Genomic DNA, 17,479 nt, shown 5'->3' on the forward strand with positions numbered 1-17,479 from the left:
GGCGCATCGGTCACACCATCTCGAAGATTTCGGCGTGGATCGCGGACAGGGGCGTGCCTCTGCCCGCCAGCCCCGCACGAATTGCCGAAAGCATCGGCGCAGGCCCGCACATCATGTGCGGCCAGTGACGCGTCCGGTCGGGCAGCACCTGGTCCAGCATCGCGGCGTCGATCCGCCCCTTGACCGCCGCGTGGCCGCCCGTGTCCCAGGGTTCGGGCGGCTCCTCGATCACATGGGTCACGCGCAGGTCGATGTCCTGGGCGATGCGGGCCAGCTGATCGCGGAACGGCACGTCGTCCCAGTCCTTGTTCGCATAAAGCAGGTGGATGGTGCGCGGATCGCGGCGGGCTTGCAGCGCGTGAAGGTTGGCCAGGATGGGCGTGATGCCCACGCCCCCCGCGATCATCACGAACCCTTCGGCATCGGACTCGCGGTCGATGGTGAAGACGCCATAGGGCCCGTCGATCCAGGCCACACTGCCCACCGGCGTCTGCGACAGGCGGCGGCTGTCGTCCCCCAGGGGCTTGATCGAGAAGCTGATGTCCGGCCCCTTGTCCGGCGCTGTCGAGATCGAGAACGGATGTTCGCGCAGCGAATAGGGCGTGCCGCCGACGGCCAGCCATGCGAACTGTCCCGGCCGCCAGTTGCGCAACGCACGCCCCTCGGGGCGCAGGACCAGGGTGCGGATGCCGTCGCCCTCGTCGCGGTTCTCGATCACGCGCCACGGGTTGCGCGACTGTCGCCAGGGGCGCAGCACGCGCGTGTAGGCGATCAACCCGACCCAAGCCAGCGTGATTGCCAGCCACAGCCCCCGCGTCCCGTCGGCCCCGGTGAAATGCCCCGCCCCCAGCACATGCCAGATCGCCGCCGCAAAGCCGGTCAGCGCCAGACCGACATGCAGGTACCGCCACCACAGATAGTCCAGCCGCAGCCACTTGCGGAATTCCGACGTGATCACCATCGCCCCGAAGCAGACCAGCGCAACCCGACCCGCCGTCATGTAGGGATCGGCCTTCAGCGGGTTCAGGACGCCCATGTCGTCCTTGTGCCAGATGTACATCATCGCGAAATGCCCCAGCATCAGCGCCACCGCCCCCCAGCTGAGGAACCGGTGAAAGACCGGGATGATGTCGGCACCGAACGGACGCAGCAACGGCTTCAGCCGTCCGGTCAACGCAAATTGCAGCCCGACCAGCGCCAGCGCCCCGAAGCCAAGCCCAAAGGCCATCGTCTGCGTGAAGGCCGCATCCCGTGGTGGATCGCCGGCCAGGATCACCGCAAAGGGCAGGATCAGGGCCGCCAGCGCCAGCATGATCCAGACCGCGGCCTGCAACCGCACAGCCCCTGTGCGGTCGCCGGGGCGGATATGCGCGTCGGGATTCTGGCTTGGGGCGACGGTCATGGGGGGCCAACGCGACCGCTTGCACGCAGTTCCGAATGCTTGCATGGAACCCGGGGCGCAGGCCATTGTTGGGGAACGACATTGCGCGCGCCCGCCCGCGATCCGCAACCAAGGAGAGACGATGACACAGGCGCTGATGCCCTATTGTGGCCCGGCACCGGCGCCGGACCAGCTGTGGTCCAGCTGGAACCTCGACCCTTGGGTGCTGATCGGCATCGCGGCACTGGCGCTGGTCCTGGCGCGCAAGGTGGTGCCTGACCGTCGCGGCCCCGCGGCCCTGGCGGTGGGGGCGCTGGTCGTGGCGTTCGTGTCGCCCCTTTGTGCGCTGACGGTGGCGCTGTTCTCGGCGCGAGCGGCGCATCATCTGGTGCTGATCACGCTGGCCGCGCCGGCGCTGGCCGTGGCGCTGCCGCTGGTGCCGCGACTGCCGGCCGGGCTGTCGCTGGCCGCGGTCAGCGCGGCGATGATCGCGTGGCACCTGCCCGGGGTCTATGACGCCATCTGGGCGTCGGACACGCTGTATTGGGTGATGCAGGCGGCAATGCTGCTTCCGGCCTGGGCGTTCTGGTCGGCGGTCCTGGCCCCCGGTTTCGGAGCCGAGGAAGCGATGCGCCGCGCCGTGCTGATCGGCGGGCTGGCCGGCATCATGGGCTTTCTGGGCGCGATCCTGACCTTTGCCCCCGACATCCTGTATTTCCCGCATGTGGGCGGCGCGATGGCCTGGGGCATGTCGCCCCTGGCGGACCAGCAGTTGGCGGGCCTGATCATGTGGGTGCCGGGCTTTGTCCCCGTGGCGGCCATCGCGGGTCGCATGGTCTGGCATGCCTGGCGGCGGGGGTTCGCCGCATGATGGTCGCGGGGCTGAAGTACCTGCACCTGGCGGCCATGCTGTGCTGGTGCGCATCGCTGGTGGCGCTGCCGCTGCTTCTGCATTTCTATGGCCAGATCTGGCGCGGCAAGGCCGACAGCAGCCAGACCCAGGCCCGCTATGCCGAATTCCGGCTGATCACGCATTTCGGCTATGTCGGCTTTGGGACGCCGGCGGCGGTCATCGCCATCGCGGCCGGGACCGGCCTGATCTTTGCCGATCAGGTGTTCGACCTGTGGTTCGTGGCCAAGCTGACGCTGGTCGCGGGCATGGCGCTGGTCCATGCCTGGATCGGTCACCTGATCCTGACATCGGGGGAACATCGCGGGCTGCAGAACATGCCGTCGGCCCTGTGGGCGCTGGTGTTGGGGCTGCCCCTGATAATGGGCGTGCTGTGGCTGGTGCTGGCCAAGCCGGACTTGGCCTGGGTCGCGGACTGGATGCCCGATTTCATGCTGGCCCCCCGCGGTCAGTCGGTGGCCCGACCATGACGGCCCGCCTAGCCGCCCGCCCCGTCGCTTTTCGTGCCGATCTGATAATCGAAGACCAGCTTGCCTCCATGCCAGCCGGTGATCCCGGTCATGGCCGCCGTCAGCGCCGACAGCAGGATGCCCCAGGGCAGCACCACGTCCTGCGGATCGGGCAGGCGGAACCCCCAGTTCAGTCCCAGCAGGGACAACAGCATCACCGCGAGGATGAAATGCGTCCAGCTTGCCGCCCGGATGCGGATGCCGGGCACCATCAGCAACTCGATCGTGCCGGTGATCCCGGCCAGGACCCCCAGGCCGAAGGCTGCCCCGGTCGCCCAAAGCGCGACCCGCGGCCAGAATTCGTCGGCGGTCAGCCAGTACATCGCGTCGGCCCCGAAGGTGGAGAAGGCCAGTGCAATGGGAAAGGCCACCATCATCGCGTGCAGCGGGTGGCCGGAAAGGGCGATCTTGGTCTCGGTGTCGTTGAAGGCGACATGTTCCTCGATCGGGTCGGCAAGGCGGCGTCGCTGTTTCCAGGTGCGTCTCTGGCGCATGGGCACTCTCGTTGGGTCAGGGGCTTCTGGCACAAGGCATTGGCTGGGGCCGTGGTTCCGCTGCTGGCCGCATGCGGCGGCGGGCACAGCACGCTGAGTCCCGCGGGCCCCGCGGCGCGCGACATCGCGCTGTTGTGGTGGATCATGCTGGTGGGCTCGGCGCTGATCTGCGTCCTGGTCTTCGGTCTGCTGGTCCTGGCGGTGCGCAACAACGGCGCGCGGCGGTCGGAACGGACGTGGATCTGGGGCTGGGGCCTCGGGTTCTCGATGTCGGTTCTGGTCGTCCTCCTGGGGTTTTCGCTGTGGCTGGGAGAGGGGATGCTGGCGCGCGCCGACGACGTCCCCCGCGTCCAAGCCCATGCCGCGCAATGGGAATGGCGGTTCGACCAGCCCGGCCCCGACGGCGCCATCGTGCAGACCCGCGATACGCTCTATGTGCCGGCGGGACAGGATTTCGACGTGGTCATCACCGCCCAGGACGTCATCCACAGCTTCTGGGTGCCGCAACTGGGCGGCAAGATGGACGCCATCCCGGGCCACCAGAACATCCACCGCCTGCGCGCCGACCAGCCCGGCACCTACGAGGGCCTGTGCGCCGAATTCTGCGGCACCGGGCACAGCTTCATGCGTTTCACCGTCGTGGCCTATGACCCGAACGGCCCGATGCCCGACATGTCGGGCGCCCTGATCCCGGAGACCCGCCCATGACCGATCCGCAGCCGCAGGGCGGCCGGACCATCGCCCCGATGGACCCGATGTTCGACCCCGCCAGCGACGTGGCCCCCAACGCGCCGCAGCGCGCGCTGGCCCTGCACCGTCAGCTGGACCGCACCTGGTCGGACGAGCCGGGATGGCGGGGGTTCTTCACCTCGGTCAACCACGGCACGATCGGCCTGCGCTTCATGGCGACGTCCTTCGTGTTCTTCGCCATCGGCGGCGTTCTGGCGATGCTGATCCGCGCGCAGCTGGCGACCCGCGACGGCGCCTTCCTGGATGTCGAGCTGTACAACCAGATCTTCACGATGCACGGCAGCATCATGATGTTCCTGTTCGCCATCCCCATGCTGGAGGGGCTGGCCCTGTGGCTGCTGCCCAAGATCCTGGGCGCACGCGACATGGCGTTCCCCCGGCTGTCGGCCCTGGGCTACTGGTGCTATCTGTTCGGGGGCACGGTGATCGTGCTGTCGCTGGTGGCGGGCGTGGCCCCCGATGGCGGGTGGTTCATGTACGTGCCGCTTGCCGACAGCACCCACACCCCGGGCATCAACGCCGATGTCTGGCTGTTGGGCGTCACCTTCGTCGAGATCAGCGCCATGGCCGCCGCGGTCGAGATCACCGTGACCATCCTGCGCTGCCGCGCGGCGCATATGCCGCTGACCCGGATGCCGCTGATGGGCTGGTACCTCCTGGGCACGGCGGTGATGATGCTGGTGGGCTTTCCGCCGCTGATCCTGGGGTCGATCCTGCTGGAGGTGCAGCGCGCCTTCGACTGGCCGTTCTTCGACATCGCGCGGGGCGGCGACCCTCTGCTGTGGCAGCACCTGTTCTGGCTGTTCGGCCACCCCGAGGTCTATATCATCTTCCTGCCCGCCGCGGGCGCGCTGTCCACGATCATCCCGATCATGTCGCGCACCACGATCCTGGGATACGGTGCGATCGTCGCGGCCATCGCGGGGCTGGTGTTCCTGTCCTTCGGCCTGTGGGTCCACCACATGTTCACGGTGGGCATCCCGCACATGGCGCTGGCCTTCTTCAGCGCGGCATCGGCGCTGGTGGCGGTTCCCACGGCGATCCAGGTTTTTGCCTGGATCGGCACTCTGTGGGACGGCAAGGTTAGCTTCCGCCTGCCCATGCTGTACGTCATGGGGTTCTTTTTGACCTTCGTCTTGGGCGGGCTGACCGGCGTGATGCTGGCCATGGTGCCGTTCAACTGGCAAGCGCATGACACCGCCTTCGTCACCGCGCACCTTCATTACGTGCTGGTCGGCGGCTTCGTCTTTCCGATGCTGGCCGCGGTCAGCTACTGGATGCCGCTGATCTGCGGGCGCTGGCGGGTGCGGGGCCTGGGAGAATCGGCGTTCTGGCTGATCCTGATCGGATTTCACGGCACGTTCTTCCTGATGCACCTGACAGGCCTTCTGGGCATGCCGCGCCGCGTCGCGGTCTATCCCAACAACCCCGAATGGGAATGGCTGAACCTGATCTCGTCGATCTTCGGCATGATCATGTCGGCGGGCTTTGCGCTGTTCGCCTTCGACGTGGTGATGCAGTGGCTGTTCGGGCGGCGCAGCTGGCGCAACCCCTGGGGCGCGCCCACGCTGGACTGGGCGATGCCCGTGCCCGCCCCGTCCTACAACTTCGCCTCGCTGCCCGGCCCGCGCCAGCCCGATTCCTCGGCCCTGCTGCCCCTGGCGCGGGGCGAGGGGTTGCTGCCCGGCGCGCCGCGCGACCTGCGAGAGACACTGGCCCTGGACGCCGGCAGCGGTCGGCCCGACCACGTCGCCGTCCTGGCCAAAAGCACCATGCTGCCGCTGTTCACCTCTGCCGCCATCGGCAGCTTCTTCGGGGCGGTGCTGGCCGGGCTCTACTGGCTGGCGCCCGTGGGCATCGTGCTGACCCTGATCGCGGCATGGAAATGGGGCGACATCATGGGATCTACGACCGATCATCCCGACGTTCGGGTGGCACCGGGCCTGACCCTGCCGCTGCATTGGCAGACGCGCAACACGCTGGCCCGAACGGGGACGGTGGCGCTGCTTCTGGCGGACGGGACGCTGTACGCATCGTTGCTGTTCGGGGTGGGCTTCCTGACGGTGGTGGCCCCCGCATGGCCGGCCCCGGCCAGTGGCCTGTCGACCCTGCCGATGGCGGTCACGGCGGCGCTGGCCCTGGCGGCGATGGCGGTCGGCCTGATCGCCGCCCACCGGGCCGAGGCGCTGCGCGACCGGGCGGCGGGCACCACATGGTCCGGGATCGGACTGGCCGCCTGCCTGGTCGCGCTGGTGGCATTGGCGGGGCTGGCCCTGGGGCTGGATGACCCGCGCCGTCACGCGCGCGATGCGTTGCGCGCGGTGATCCTGGGCTTTGCGGTGTTCCACGGCGTCGTCACGGCGATGCTGGCCCTGCGCAGCCTGGCCGATGCCCGCGGGGGCCGCACCAGCTGGGCCCGCCGCGGCGCCGCGCCGATCTGGCAGCTGTTCCAGTCTTTCTGGCTGGGCACCTCGGCCGTGTCGCTGACCTTGGTCGCCGCGCAGGAGGTGCTGTCATGAACTGGCTGTGGCGCGCCCTGGCCGGGCCGATCCTGTGGGCAGCGATGTTCCTGCTGGTCTATGCGCTGCACGGCGCGGGCTGCAACCTGGGCTGGACGGACCGCCCCGCCCCCATCGCCGACTGGCACCACATGGCGATGTGGCTGGCATGGGGGGCGGGGTTGATCCTGCACCTGGTGCTGATCCGGGTCATGCCCGCGGGCCGGGGACGCCCGCGGCAGTTGATCACCATGGGGGCCTGGATCGGGTTCGTCTCGACCCTGGTGACACTGTTCCCGGTGATCGCGACCTCGACCTGCGCCTAGGGGCGCGGGCCGGTGATCAGGTACTTGGCCCCCGTGGCCTTGCGGACATAGGCACGGGCCGCATCCGGCGACAGTGCCTCACGCAGGGTCAGGCGTTCGGAATAATGGCTGGCAAAGGTCGTGGTCATTTCCGCCGCGACTCGCTCGCGCATCATCTGGGTGATCGCCTTGTCGGTGCGGCGCAGCATGTGGAACAGCAGCCAGCCGCCGATGCGCCAGCTGAACCCGAATCCGCGGCGCAGCACCGTCGGCCCCGTGTCCAGCGCGCCATAGACATAGACCTGCTTCATCACGTCCGACCCGTACCGGTCATAGCTGTCCATCTTGCGCGCGGCCACAGCCTCCATCGCGTTCAGGATGATGCTGGTCATCTCTCCGCCGCCGATGGCGTCGAAGGCCAGCGTCGCGCCGGTGGCCTCGATCGCCTGTTCCAGATCGGCGCGAAAGCTGTCGCTGCTGCTGTCGACGACATGGACCGCGCCCAGATCGCGCAGCAGCCGGACCTGGTCCTGACTGCGCACGATATTGACCAGGCCGATCCCGTCATCCTTGCAGATGCGCACCAGCATCTGGCCCAGGTTCGACGCGGCAGGCGCATGGACGATGGCGCTGTGCCCCTCGGCTCGCATCGTCTCGACAAAGCCGAGCGCGGTCAGCGGGTTCACGAACAGCGACGCGCCCTGTTCCGCGGTCGCGCCGTCGGGCAGCACGATGCAGGCCTCCAGCCCGATCAGGCGCAGGTCCGCATACATCGCCCCCCCGATCATCGCCACGCGCTTGCCCACCAGATGGGACAGGTCGGGGCCGGCGGCGATGACGGTGCCCGCGCCTTCGTTGCCCACGGGCAGCGACTGGCCGATGCGGGCCTTCATCGCGGGCATCGCGGCGGGGGGAACCGTGGCGGTCAGGACCGGGGCGTCGGGGGTGCCCCCTGCGGTCAGGCTATCCATGTCGGCGGGCCCGAACAGCAGCCCCAGGTCCGACGGGTTGATCGGCGCCGCCTCGATCCGCACCAGCAGCTGGCCGGGACCGGGGTCGGGATGGGTGACGGGCTCCAGATGCACCCGCAGCGTTCCGTCCGGCGTGATCGTCGATCTCAGTTCCTGGCCGTGATGGGTCATGATGTCCTCGGCTGATGCGTTGGACCCCACGCTATGCCCGGCGCCCCGCGGGGGCAAGCGGGGCCCTCAGCCGCGCCGCCCCTCCAGGACCGCCTTGAGGACCAGCGCGACCAGCGACAGCAGGGTCAGGGTCGAGGCCGCCGCAAAGGCGCCCACCGCGTTCAGGTCGTTGAACAGCAGCTCGATATGCAGGGGCAGCGTGTTGGTCTGGCCGCGGATGTTGCCAGACACCACGGACACGCCCCCGAATTCGCCCACCGCGCGCGCCGTGCACAGGACCGCACCGTACAGCAGCGCCCACCTGATGTTGGGCAGGGTCACGCGGCGGAACACCTGCCAGCCCGACGCGCCAAGCGTCACCGCGGCCTGTTCCTGATCGGTTCCCTGCGCCTGCATCAGGGGCAGCACCTCGCGCGCGACAAAGGGTGCGGTCACGAACAGCGTCACCAGCACGATGCCGGGCAGCGCGAACATGACCTGCAGGTCGACCTCGCGCAGCCACGGCCCCAGCAGCCCCTGGCGGCCATAGAGCAGCAGATAGCAGATCCCCGCGATGATCGGAGAGATCGAGAACGGGATCTCGATCATGGTGACCAGAATGCCGCGCCCCCAGAAGCGGTGCTTGGCCACCGCCCATGCGGCGGCAATGCCGAAGGCGATGTTGATCGGCACCACGATCAGCGCGACCAGGCTGGTCAGCCAGATGGCGTGCAGCGTGTCGGGATGCAGGATGTTCTGGGCATAGACCCGCCAGCCTTCGGAAAAGGCGCGGGCAAAGATGAAGACCAGCGGCGCCACCACGATTAGCAGCGTCAGCACCACGGCCGTTGCCACCAGCAGGCGGCCCGACCGGGCGGGACGACGGGGCGTCATCGGGTGGCCTCGCGGTGGCGGGCGGCCCAGGATTGCAGGATGTTCGACACGACCAGCAGCAGCAGCGCAAAGCCCAGCAGGACCAGCGCGATGGCCGCCGCGCCGTTATAGTCGAACTCCTCCAGCCGGATGAAGGCCAGGAGCGCCGCGATCTCGGTCTGTCCGGGCAGGTTGCCGGCGATGAAGACGATCGCGCCGAACTCGCCCAGGGACCGGGCAAACGCGGTCGTGCAGCCGGCCAGCCAGGCGGGCAGGATCGCCGGAAAGACCACGCGGGTGAAGGACTGCCACGGCGTCGCGCCCAGGGTTTCGGCGGCCTGTTCCAACGCCGGGTCCAGATCCTCCAGCACCGGCTGGACCGTGCGCACCACGAAGGGGATCGAGGTGAAGGCCATCGCCAGCGCGATACCCAGCACCGTATAGACCACCGGCACGCCCAGGGGGTGCAGCACCTGCCCGAACCAGCCGTTGGCAGAAAACAGCGCCGTTAGCGACAGCCCCGCCACCGCGGTGGGCAGCGCGAAGGGCACGTCCATCAGCGCGTCCAGGATGCGCTTTCCCGGAAAGTCGTGGCGTACCAGCACCCAGGCCATCAGCAGGCCATAGACCGCGTTGAAGGCCGTGGCGATGGCCGCCGCCGTCAGGGTGACGCGGAATGCGGCCAGCGCCCGGTCGCTGCTGACGATGGCCCAGAAACCCGCGGGCCCGATTTGCGCGCCCTTCAGGATCAGCGCCGCGATGGGGATCAGGACGATCAGCACCAGGTACAGCAGCGTCGTGCCCAAGCTGAGCGTAAAGCCGGGCAGGACGCGCTTGGCGCGGATCGGGGCCGTGGCCGTGGCCGTGGTCATCGGTTCACGAAGACCTGGTCCAGGATCGCGCCGTCGGCCAAGTGCTGCTCGCGCACGCGGTCCCATCCGCCAAAGACGTCGTCCACGGTAACCAGTTCCACCGGGGCCTGGGTGTCGGCGACTTCCGCGGCGACGGTCTCATCAGTGACGCGGTAATAGTTGTTGGCCAGGATGCGCTGCGCCTCGGGGGTGTAGAGCCAGTCCAGATAGGCGGTGGCCAGATCGGTCGTGCCGTTGTCCTCGGCATTCTCGGCGACCACGGCCACGGGGAAGGCCGCGAAGAGGCTCATTGAGGGCGTCACGCGTTCGAAGCCCTGCGCCTCGTACTGCTCGGCGATCTGGCCGGTCTCGGCCTCGAAGGTCACCAGCACGTCGCCGATGCCGCGTTCGGCAAAGGTCTGGGTGGCCGCGCGCCCGCCCGTGTCAAAGACCGGCACATTGTCAAAGACGGCGCGCACGAATTCCTGCGCCGCCGCCTGGTCGCCGCCGTTCTGCGCCAGCGCATAGGCATAGGCAGCCAGATAGGTATAGCGCGCATTGCCGCTGGTCTTGGGGTTGGGGAACACGGGCGCCACGTCGTCGCGGGCCAGGTCGTCCCAATCCTCGATCCCCTTGGGGTTGCCCTCGCGCACCAGGAAGGCGGGCAGCGAGTAATAGGGCGACGCCCCGTTGGGCAGCGCGTCGCGCCAGTCCTGGGGCAGCAGGCCGCCCTCGGCCAGCACGTCCACGTCGGTCTCCTGGTTGAAGGTCACGACATCGGCGGGCAGCCCCTCCAGGATGGCGCGGGCCTGGCGCGACGATCCGCCATGCGACATGTCGATGGTCAGGCTGCGCCCGGTATCGGCCTGCCACTTCTCGGCAAAGACGGGGTTCAGCGCCTCGAACAGCTCGCGCGCGATGTCATAGCTGACGTTCAGCAGCTTGTCCTGTGCAAGGGCGGGGCCGGACAGGGTCAGGGCCAGGGCGGTGGCGATCAGGGGCAGTCTCATCAGGCGGTTTCCTTCTCAATCGGGGCATCGGCAAAGATCGTGGCAGCTTGGGCCGCCAACGTGACGGGGACACCGCGGCTCAGCGTCGGGGCACCGCGGCGGGGCATCTGGATTTCGGCCTCGGTCCCGTCGGCATGGACGACGCTCAGGCGCAGCTCGGCACCGGTGCTGGCCAAGGTCTGGACGCGCCACGGCCCGTCGGCGTCCGGCGCGACGCGCAGGTCGGCGGGGCGCGCGAACAGCTGCGCCGGGCCGTCGCGCAGCGCGACCTGCGGCAGCGCGGACAGATCCAGCCCCGGCCCCTTCGCGCGGCCCCCCGTGACGGTGACGGGCAGCTGGACCGTAGCTCCCATGAAGCGCGCGACGAAGGGGGTGGCCGGGGCGTCGTGGATGGCGTCGGCATGGCCGATCTGCTCGATCCGGCCCTCGCCCATGACCACCACGCGGTCGGCCAGTTCGAAGGCCTCCTCCTGGTCGTGGGTCACGAAGATGGTCGTCGATCCGGTCGCCTCGTGCACGCCGCGCAGCCAGCGGCGCAGGTCGCGACGGATCGCGGCGTCCAGCGCGCCGAAGGGCTCGTCCAGAAGCAGCACCCGCGGCTTGATCGCCAGCGCGCGGCCAAGCGCCACCCGCTGACGCTGACCGCCCGACAGCTGCCCCGGAAAGCGGTCGGCCAGGTGGTCGATCTGCAGAAACGCCATCAGCTCGTCCGCGCGGGCGGCGATCTGGGCGCGGGTCGGGCGCTGACCGCGCGGCAGGACGGACAGGCCAAAGCCGATATTGTCGCGCACCGTCATGTGGGGGAACAGGGCGTAATGCTGAAAGACGAAGCCGATGCGTCTGTCGCGGGCGGCCAGCGCCAGCCAGTCCTGCCCCTCGACCCGCAGCTGCCCGGCATCGGGCCATTCCAGCCCGGCGATGATCTTCAGAAGCGTGGTCTTGCCCGATCCGGACGGGCCCAGCAGCGCCAGAAGCTCTCCGGGTTCGACCGACAGATCGATGCCGCGCAGGACATCGGTCCGGTCGAACCGCTTGGTCAGTCCTGCAATCTCGATCGACATCGGCGCACCCCCTGGCTGTCCCTGCCAGCTAGGCCGCGGCGGGGCACCGGGCAAGGGGCCGCGGCCCCGCCCGCGGGCCACCGATGCGGGCCGCCGTTCCGTCCGGTGCGCGACCTGCGAAACGCCCGGTCGCGGGTCGCGCCGGACGACGCGACAGCGTTCCGCGCCGCGCCCGTCCGGGCATACCTGCGTTCTTTTTCAGGCTTCTGCGCGCGACCAATAGGCGGCAGCGGTGAACTGGGTCTTGGTCAGGCCGCGGGCCAGCAGGTGGCTGCGCGCGGCGCGGGCGCGCGCCGCGTCGGCCGCGAACCAGACATGCCCGCCCGCGGGGTCCGGCATCGCCACAAGCGCGGCCATCAGGTCGTCGCAGCGCGTGACCCGCGGATCATCCGCCAGTGCGCCTAGGTCGGCCGCGTCACAGCACAGGACGGCGCTGGCCGTGCCGCGCGTCTCGGCCAGCATGCGGGTGATGGCCCCGTCGGGCCAGACGGTGCGTCCGCTGGCGGCCACGCGCGGCCAGATGGCCGCCCGCCCCGCCGGCGGCAGCAGCAGGCGAAAGTGATAACCGCCCTGCGCGAACTGCCCGGCCTGCGGTCCCGCCAGCCGCACGCGCAGGAACCCCGGCACGGGGCGCGACACCCCCGCCACCCGCAGCAGCGCAAGCCCCGGTGCCAGCGCGCCCGCATCGACATCGTCCCACGCGACCTCGACCCCCGCCTCGGCCAGGATCTCGGTCGCGCTGTCGCGCAGGATGCCGACCAGCCGGTCCTCGGGCGCCAGAAGGTCGATGCGCAACGCGTCGGCCTGGCGCGTCAGGCGCAGCTCGGCCCCCCAGATCAGCAGGCTGAGACCCGCCTCGTCCTCGACCAGCGGGGCCTCCCACATCGCGGCCCGCGCCTTCAGCGCCGCGACCGCGGCCCCGCTGGCACGGGGGATCAGGCCTGTTCCGTGATGACTACGCAGATGCGACATGGGCAGGGTCCGTGGCTGGAAAGTCAAAAAGTCGGAAATATGAATTCGACAGCCGGATTGGCAGATTGACGAATCTGACAGAAAAGATCAGATACGCCCAAACGTGTCAATCCAGCAGGCCATCATGTCCGTAGAGCCCCGTATCTTCCTTCTGGCCGGTGCCAGCCTTCTTGCCCTGTCGTCCGGCGTGGCCTGGTCCCAGCAGGCCGCGGAGCCGATCCTGCTGGACGAGATCGTGCTGACAGCGTCTTCGGACGCGTCCGTCCAGGCGGACGGCTATGTCGGCGGACAGGCGCAGGTCGCCACGAAATCGAACACCCCCGTGGCCGAGACGCAGCAGTCGATCTCGGTCGTGACCAGCCAGCAGATCGAGGATCAGGGCGCGCAGACCTTGGGCCAGGCGCTGAACTACACCGCGGGCGTCGTGGGCCAGCCCTTCGGCGCGGACCCCCGTTTCGACAGCCCCACCGTGCGCGGCTTCGAAGCGCGCGGTTCGCAATACGTCAACGGCCTGCGCCAGTTGCGCGATTTCGGATCGCCTGCCTTCGAGGTCTATGGCCTGCAGCAGGTCGAGGTTCTTAAGGGCCCGAATTCGTCCCTTTACGGGGCCGGGTCGCCCGCCGGGATCATCAACCAGGTTCAGAAGCGCGCACAGGATTTCGATTTTTCGGAAGCGGGTCTGGGATATGACAGCAATGACAGCGCGCAGACCTTCTTCGACCTGAACCGCGTGGCAAGCCCGACCCTGTCCTGGCGCCTGACCGGCATCCTGCGCGACAGCAAGACGCAGATCCGCGAACTGACCAATGAACGCGGCTATCTGGGCGCGGCGCTGCGTTATGCGCCCGACGACGCGACGACCGTGGACGTGATCGCATCCTATACCAAAGACGCGCCCATCTCGCCCCCCGGCGTACCCTTTGCGCTGACGCAGACCGGCGACGGCAAGGCCCTGCGCGACACCTATTTCGGAGAACCGGGCTTCGACGACAGCGACCGCGATATGGCGAACCTGGGCATCGAGATCAGCCACCAGCTGGACAACGGCTGGACCCTGTCGCAGGGCTTCCGGGCCGAACGGTTCGACTGGACCTATACCGGACATTATGTCAGCGGCCTGACCGACGACGGCCTGTCGGTCACGCGGGGCGCGAACTTTCAGGACGAATCCACGACAGGCCTGAACCTGGACACCCGCCTGTCGAACAGCATCACCACCGGCAGCGTGACCCATGACCTGCTCTTGGGGTTGGACATCCGGCAGTACGATGCCGACACGACAACGCAGTTCTTCTTCGGCCAGCCCATCGACGTTTCCGACCCGGTCTATGGCGGGCTGCCTGCGACGCCGGCCTGGTACACCAGCATCTCCGACATCAGCCAAAAGCAGGTCGGCCTCTATGCCCAGGACGAGATCACCGTCGGCAACTGGCGCGGCAGCCTGGCCATCCGTCAGGATTGGACCGAACAGACGGGGACGAAGTTCACGAACTTTGACGGCGACACCCCCATCGACCAGTCAGACAGCGCGACCACGGGCCGGGTTGGCCTTGGCTATGTCCTTGCGAACGGCGTAATGCCCTATGCCAGCTATTCGACCTCGTTCGACCCGACCATTGGCATCGACGACACCACCGGAGAGACGCTGGACCCGACCGAGGGCAAGCAGTGGGAAGTTGGGGTCAAGTATCAGCCCGCGGGCTTTGACGGGCTGTTCAGCGCCACCGTCTATGACCTGACCCAACAGAACCTGGTGCGCAACCTGGGCCAGGGGCGCCGCCGCCAGGTGGGCGAGGTGCGCTCCAAGGGGTTGGAGCTGGAGGCCACCGCCGCGCTGAGCGCCGCATGGGACCTGCGCGCCAGCTATGCCTTCAACGAGACCGAACAGAAGGGCGGCCCAGAGGACGGGCTGGAAATGCCCAACGCGCCGCGCCATCTGGCCAGCCTGTGGCTGGACCGCGATTTCGGGAACGGGCTGCGCGCCGGGGGCGGCATCCGCCATATCGGCGAACGCAAGGGCGATTTCGGGAACACGTTCGACCTGGACAGCGTCACCCTGGTCGATCTGGCCGCGACCTATACCCGCGGCAACATCGAGGCCAGCGTGACACTGAACAACGTCACCGACGAGGTCTATCTCGCCAATTGCGGCTCCTTCGGCTGCTACTACGGCGAAGGGCGCAGCGTCGCCGCCAAGGTCGCCTACAGGTGGTAGGGCGCGGGGCCATATCGCCCCGGCCCGACCGCCGCGCCGTCCTGACCGCCGCCGGCATCCTGCTGGCGGCGGGCCTGCCTTTGCGCGCGGGCAGTGCCCCGCGCCTGGCCGCGATTGACTGGGCGATGCTGGAGACCGCGACCGCCCTGGGCCATATGCCGGTCGCCGCGGCCGAGCTGATCCGCTTTCGCGCCGATGTGGGCGTCCCCGCCATCCCCGACACGGTCACCGACCTGGGCCTGCGCGGCGCGCCGAACTTCGAACTGCTGCAGCTGGTCCGCCCGACGCTGATCCTCAGCTCTCCCTACTACACCCGCTATCAGGCGCGGATGGAGGCGATCGCCCCGGTCCTGTCCCTGCCCTTCTACCTGCCCGGACAGGCGCCGCTGCCCAAGGCGCTGGACGCGCTGGACGCGCTTGCGCGGCAGATCGGCGATCCTGCCGCGGGCGGTCGGGCGCGGGCACGGGCCGACGCGCATCTGGACCGGCTGGCCGCGCGGGTCGCGCGCCATGCCCACCGGCCGCTGGCGCTGGTCGATATCGGCGATGCGCGCCACCTGCGCGCCTTCGGCTTTGACAGCCTCTTCGGCAGCACCCTGACCCGCGTCGGCCTGCGCAACGCCTGGTCCGAGGCGACGGCCTTCAGCTTCCTGGCCCCGGTTCCCCTCGAACGCCTGGCCGACATGCCCGACGCGCGGCTGGTCATCGCCGGCCCCATCCCGCCGCAGGCGCAAGGCGCGCTGTCCCGCAGCCGGCTGTGGCAGGCCCTGCCGCAGGTGGCGCAGGGCCGCGTGCACCACCTGCCGCGGATGAACGCCTTTGGCGGGGTGCCCGCCGCGCTGCGTTTTGGCGACCTGCTGGCCCGCGCGCTGGAGGCCTGAGGCGATGACGACCCGGACCCTTGCGCCCTGCGCGGCGCTGATCGCCCTTGCGCTGTGGCTGATGGCTGCGCGCACGCTGCCCCTGCACGCCCTGCCCTGGGATCCGCAGGCGATGAGCCTGGATCAGATCCGCATGGCCTATGGCCTGATGCCGCGCGGGGTCATCGCGCTGCTGGCGGGGGCGATGCTGGGCCTCTCGGGGGCGATCCTGCAGGTGGTGCTGCGCAACCCGGTGGCCGACCCTACGACGCTTGGCATCAGCGCGGGCGCGCAGCTGGCACTGGTCCTGGCCACGATCCTGTCCCCGACCCTGCTGGAGGGCGGGCGCTGGCCCGTCGCCATGGCGGGCGCGGGCGCGGCGGCGGCGCTGGTGCTGGCCATCGGCGCGCGGCGCGGCTTTCAGCCGGTGACGATGGTCATCGCGGGCATGCTGGTCGGGCTGACCGCCAGTGCGGTTGCGGGGGCGGTCACGCTGGCGCAGGGACAGTACCTGCTGTCGCTGGTCATCTGGAACGGCGGCTCGCTGGTCCAGCAGGACTGGTCGGGGGTCGACGCGCTGGCCGGGGTGCTGGCCTTGGGTGGCCTGGCCGCAGCAATGCTGGCCCGTCCGCTGCGCCTGCTGTCCTTGGGGGCCGAGGGCGCGCAGGGCTTGGGCCTGAACGTCGCCGCGATGCGGCTGGCGGCGGTGGCCGTCGCGGTCGTTCTGGCCGCGGCCGTGTCGGCGGAACTGGGGCTGATCGGCTTTGTCGGGCTTGCAGCGCCCGCCCTGGCGCGCAGCTTGGGGGTGCGGACCATCCCCGGCCTGTTGGCCTGGTCGCCGGTCCTGGGCGCGCTGATCCTGTCGATCTGCGACGGGCTGGTGCTGGCCCTGGCGGGCCTGGGGGCCGAGATGTTTCCCACCGGCGCGCTGACCGGGCTGGTCGGCGGGCCGCTGCTGATCTGGCTGCTGCCGCGGCTGCGCGGCACGTCGCCGCCCGGCGCGGAATCGGGCGACCGCCCTGCCCCGCGGCTGGCCCGTCCGGGGCCGCTGCTGGCGGCGATGGCGGCGGCCCTGATCCTGGCGGGGCTGGTCCTGTTGTGGRTCGGGCGGGTGCCGGGGGGCTGGGCGGTGCTGGACCGCGCGAACCTGGCGGCGTTTCTGCCCATGCGCCTGCCCCGCCTGCTGGCCGCGGCGGCGTCGGGGGCGGCGCTGGCGCTGGCCGGGGCTATCCTGCAGCGGCTGACCGCGAACCCCCTGGCCTCGCCCGAGGTGCTTGGCGTGTCGGGCGGCGCCTCGCTTGGCTATGCGGCGGTGGTCTTTGGCCTGGCCGCCCCCGGCGCGCTGGCGCTGGCGCTTGGGACGATGGCGGGGGGCGCGCTGGCGCTGGCGGTGCTGGTGGCCTTCACCGCGCGCCGCGACATGCCGGCGGAACGCGTGCTGCTGGCGGGCATCGCGGTGTCGGCCCTGGCCTCGGCCGTGCTGTCGGCGATGATGGCCGTGGGCGACGCACGGGCCTGGGCGATCCTGTCCTGGCTGTCGGGATCTGCGGCCGCCGTGCCGATGGTGGGCGCCGTCGCGCTGGCGGGCCTGGCCGTGGCCGTCTCGCTGGCCGCGCTGGCCCTGCGCCGCTGGCTGGCGCTGCTGCCGCTTGGGGCGGGGGTCGCGCGC

General features: G+C 69.8%; 16 protein-coding genes. 8 read left to right on the forward strand and 8 right to left on the reverse strand.

Going from position 1 to position 17,479, the window contains the following annotated elements:
• Positions 1-10: 10 nt before the first annotated feature.
• Positions 11-1,402 (reverse strand): ferric reductase-like transmembrane domain-containing protein, encoded by a 1,392-nt coding sequence (locus GBO37_RS10255; RefSeq protein WP_252928792.1) that lies wholly within the window; start codon positions 1,400-1,402, stop codon positions 11-13.
• A gap of 121 nt (positions 1,403-1,523) precedes the next feature.
• Here GBO37_RS10255 and GBO37_RS10260 point away from each other — a divergent pair, with 121 nt between their 5' ends.
• Together GBO37_RS10260 and GBO37_RS10265 are read left to right on the forward strand one after the other, a co-directional pair.
• Positions 1,524-2,252, forward strand: a complete 729-nt coding sequence (locus GBO37_RS10260) for a cytochrome c oxidase assembly protein (protein WP_252928793.1) — start codon at positions 1,524-1,526, stop codon at positions 2,250-2,252.
• Positions 2,249-2,761, forward strand: coding sequence for a CopD family protein (locus GBO37_RS10265; protein ID WP_252928794.1), 513 nt, complete (start codon positions 2,249-2,251; stop codon positions 2,759-2,761). Before GBO37_RS10260 ends, GBO37_RS10265 begins: the two co-directional genes overlap by 4 nt.
• 8 nt (positions 2,762-2,769) lie before the next feature.
• Here the strand turns inward: GBO37_RS10265 and GBO37_RS10270 are convergent, their stop codons facing one another.
• The gene (locus tag GBO37_RS10270; RefSeq protein WP_045983237.1) at positions 2,770-3,294 is read right to left on the reverse strand and encodes a DUF2231 domain-containing protein; all 525 of its coding nucleotides are present in this window, start codon (positions 3,292-3,294) and stop codon (positions 2,770-2,772) included.
• 51 nt (positions 3,295-3,345) lie between these two features.
• On the opposite strand from GBO37_RS10270, the gene coxB reads away from it, so the two are divergent.
• The 3 genes from coxB to GBO37_RS10285 are packed head-to-tail and all read left to right on the forward strand — an operon-like array spanning position 3,346 to position 6,868.
• Positions 3,346-4,002 carry a cytochrome c oxidase subunit II gene (coxB, locus tag GBO37_RS10275; protein ID WP_252928795.1) on the forward strand — a complete coding sequence of 219 codons (657 nt, stop codon included), beginning with the start codon at positions 3,346-3,348 and terminating at the stop codon, positions 4,000-4,002.
• 47 nt (positions 4,003-4,049) lie between these two features.
• On the forward strand, positions 4,050-6,563 hold the full coding sequence (locus GBO37_RS10280) for a cbb3-type cytochrome c oxidase subunit I (RefSeq protein ID WP_371927550.1): 2,514 nt from the start codon (positions 4,050-4,052) through the stop codon (positions 6,561-6,563).
• Positions 6,560-6,868: a hypothetical protein gene (locus GBO37_RS10285; RefSeq protein ID WP_045983238.1), complete on the forward strand. Its 309-nt coding sequence runs from the start codon at positions 6,560-6,562 to the stop codon at positions 6,866-6,868. Before GBO37_RS10280 ends, GBO37_RS10285 begins: the two co-directional genes overlap by 4 nt.
• On the opposite strand, the gene GBO37_RS10290 is transcribed toward GBO37_RS10285, so the two are convergent.
• From GBO37_RS10290 to GBO37_RS10315, 6 genes are all read right to left on the reverse strand, one after another.
• The gene (locus GBO37_RS10290) at positions 6,865-7,989 is read right to left on the reverse strand and encodes a zinc-binding dehydrogenase (protein ID WP_252928797.1); all 1,125 of its coding nucleotides are present in this window, start codon (positions 7,987-7,989) and stop codon (positions 6,865-6,867) included. The two genes, GBO37_RS10285 and GBO37_RS10290, sit on opposite strands and share 4 nt — an antisense overlap.
• 66 nt (positions 7,990-8,055) lie before the next feature.
• Positions 8,056-8,862, reverse strand: a complete 807-nt coding sequence (cysW, locus tag GBO37_RS10295; RefSeq protein ID WP_252928798.1) for a sulfate ABC transporter permease subunit CysW — start codon at positions 8,860-8,862, stop codon at positions 8,056-8,058.
• Positions 8,859-9,713 (reverse strand): sulfate ABC transporter permease subunit CysT, encoded by an 855-nt coding sequence (cysT, locus tag GBO37_RS10300; RefSeq protein WP_252928800.1) that lies wholly within the window; start codon positions 9,711-9,713, stop codon positions 8,859-8,861. Before cysT ends, cysW begins: the two co-directional genes overlap by 4 nt.
• Complete coding sequence (locus GBO37_RS10305; protein ID WP_252928802.1) at positions 9,710-10,702, reverse strand: sulfate ABC transporter substrate-binding protein; 993 nt, start codon at positions 10,700-10,702, stop codon at positions 9,710-9,712. Before GBO37_RS10305 ends, cysT begins: the two co-directional genes overlap by 4 nt.
• Entirely contained in the window at positions 10,702-11,763 is a 1,062-nt protein-coding gene (locus GBO37_RS10310) for a sulfate/molybdate ABC transporter ATP-binding protein (RefSeq protein ID WP_252928805.1), read from the reverse strand. The genes GBO37_RS10305 and GBO37_RS10310 overlap by 1 nt, the downstream gene beginning before the upstream one ends.
• Positions 11,764-11,961: 198 nt before the next feature.
• Positions 11,962-12,735 (reverse strand): SIP domain-containing protein, encoded by a 774-nt coding sequence (locus GBO37_RS10315; RefSeq protein WP_252928807.1) that lies wholly within the window; start codon positions 12,733-12,735, stop codon positions 11,962-11,964.
• 124 nt (positions 12,736-12,859) lie between these two features.
• Here GBO37_RS10315 and GBO37_RS10320 point away from each other — a divergent pair, with 124 nt between their 5' ends.
• The 3 genes from GBO37_RS10320 to GBO37_RS10330 form a co-directional block, all read left to right on the forward strand.
• Entirely contained in the window at positions 12,860-14,950 is a 2,091-nt protein-coding gene (locus tag GBO37_RS10320) for a TonB-dependent siderophore receptor (protein WP_252928809.1), read from the forward strand.
• Positions 14,944-15,831 (forward strand): ABC transporter substrate-binding protein, encoded by an 888-nt coding sequence (locus GBO37_RS10325; RefSeq protein WP_252928811.1) that lies wholly within the window; start codon positions 14,944-14,946, stop codon positions 15,829-15,831. Before GBO37_RS10320 ends, GBO37_RS10325 begins: the two co-directional genes overlap by 7 nt.
• Positions 15,832-15,835: 4 nt before the next feature.
• A partial coding sequence (locus GBO37_RS10330) for an iron ABC transporter permease (RefSeq protein ID WP_371927546.1) occupies positions 15,836-17,479 on the forward strand: 1,644 nt, incomplete at its 3' end.

The sequence above is a fragment of the Paracoccus sp. 08 genome (genome assembly GCF_024105395.1).
Classification (GTDB): domain Bacteria; phylum Pseudomonadota; class Alphaproteobacteria; order Rhodobacterales; family Rhodobacteraceae; genus Paracoccus; species Paracoccus marcusii.

Bases quoted from the DNA above. Each gene is read 5' to 3' on its own strand.
- GBO37_RS10255 (WP_252928792.1), bottom strand. From the start codon at position 1,402: ATGACCGTCGCCCCAAGCCAGAATCCCGACGCGCATATCCGCCCCGGC.
- GBO37_RS10260 (WP_252928793.1), top strand. From the start codon at position 1,524: ATGACACAGGCGCTGATGCCCTATTGTGGCCCGGCACCGGCGCCGGAC.
- GBO37_RS10265 (WP_252928794.1), top strand. From the start codon at position 2,249: ATGATGGTCGCGGGGCTGAAGTACCTGCACCTGGCGGCCATGCTGTGC.
- GBO37_RS10270 (WP_045983237.1), bottom strand. From the start codon at position 3,294: ATGCGCCAGAGACGCACCTGGAAACAGCGACGCCGCCTTGCCGACCCG.
- GBO37_RS10280 (WP_371927550.1), top strand. From the start codon at position 4,050: ATGTTCGACCCCGCCAGCGACGTGGCCCCCAACGCGCCGCAGCGCGCG.
- GBO37_RS10285 (WP_045983238.1), top strand. From the start codon at position 6,560: ATGAACTGGCTGTGGCGCGCCCTGGCCGGGCCGATCCTGTGGGCAGCG.
- GBO37_RS10290 (WP_252928797.1), bottom strand. From the start codon at position 7,989: ATGACCCATCACGGCCAGGAACTGAGATCGACGATCACGCCGGACGGA.
- cysW (WP_252928798.1), bottom strand. From the start codon at position 8,862: ATGACGCCCCGTCGTCCCGCCCGGTCGGGCCGCCTGCTGGTGGCAACG.
- cysT (WP_252928800.1), bottom strand. From the start codon at position 9,713: ATGACCACGGCCACGGCCACGGCCCCGATCCGCGCCAAGCGCGTCCTG.
- GBO37_RS10305 (WP_252928802.1), bottom strand. From the start codon at position 10,702: ATGAGACTGCCCCTGATCGCCACCGCCCTGGCCCTGACCCTGTCCGGC.
- GBO37_RS10310 (WP_252928805.1), bottom strand. From the start codon at position 11,763: ATGTCGATCGAGATTGCAGGACTGACCAAGCGGTTCGACCGGACCGAT.
- GBO37_RS10315 (WP_252928807.1), bottom strand. From the start codon at position 12,735: ATGTCGCATCTGCGTAGTCATCACGGAACAGGCCTGATCCCCCGTGCC.
- GBO37_RS10320 (WP_252928809.1), top strand. From the start codon at position 12,860: ATGTCCGTAGAGCCCCGTATCTTCCTTCTGGCCGGTGCCAGCCTTCTT.